2 protein-coding genes are annotated in these 620 nt (G+C 69.7%); one reads left to right on the top strand and one right to left on the bottom strand.

Annotation, left to right across the window (positions count from 1 at the left end; translation table 11 throughout):
- On the bottom strand, positions 1–347 hold a 347-nt coding region (locus PSH25_RS29035), incomplete at its 3' end, for a LacI family DNA-binding transcriptional regulator (protein WP_238662058.1).
- Between the two features lie 93 nt (positions 348–440).
- On the opposite strand from PSH25_RS29035, the gene PSH25_RS29040 reads away from it, so the two are divergent.
- Positions 441–620 (top strand): cupin domain-containing protein (locus PSH25_RS29040; RefSeq protein ID WP_502361365.1); only part of this gene is annotated, 180 nt, incomplete at its 3' end.

Below are 620 nucleotides of genomic sequence, written 5' to 3' on the forward strand. Positions count from 1 at the left end.
GGGTGCCCGGCCAGCAGCTCCACGTACTCCAACTCGCGGTCCGGGTCCCGGTAGCTGTTGCAGATCATCAGCAGCCGGCCCTGGTCGGTGGCGACCCGTTGCAGTCCCCGGGTGATCTCGGCGAAGTACGGGTCGGAGACGTCGTGCACGATCACCCCGACCGCGCTGCGGTGTGAGCGGGCCAGCAGTTGGGCGTGCGCGTTCGGCACGTACTGCAACTCGGCGACGGCGGCGAGCACCCGCTCGCGCAGCTCGTCGGTGACCGGTTTGCTGCTGCCGTTGATGACGCGGGAGGCGGTGGCGGGTGAGACGCCCGCCCGGCGGGCCACATCGGACAGGGTCGCCATGGCCCGCCCCCTCGATCTGTTGACGGCGTTTCGTCGTGCCGGCTAGCGTCACCGTACCGCAGAGAAAGCCCTTTCCCGCAGGGAGGCCCGGCCATGTCCGATCGCTTCGCGGTACTTCAGCTCGACGACCTTCCCGCCCGAAGCTGCTCGTGCGGGACCACCCGCCGAGGGTTCATCGCCGAGAGCGAGGGCCAGGCCAGCGTGCATCTGCTCCAGGTGCAGGACGCGGTGACCCACCACCACCGGATCGCCACCGAGTACTACGTCGTGCTC

Source organism: Micromonospora foliorum, from assembly GCF_022229015.1.
Classification (GTDB): domain Bacteria; phylum Actinomycetota; class Actinomycetes; order Mycobacteriales; family Micromonosporaceae; genus Micromonospora; species Micromonospora foliorum.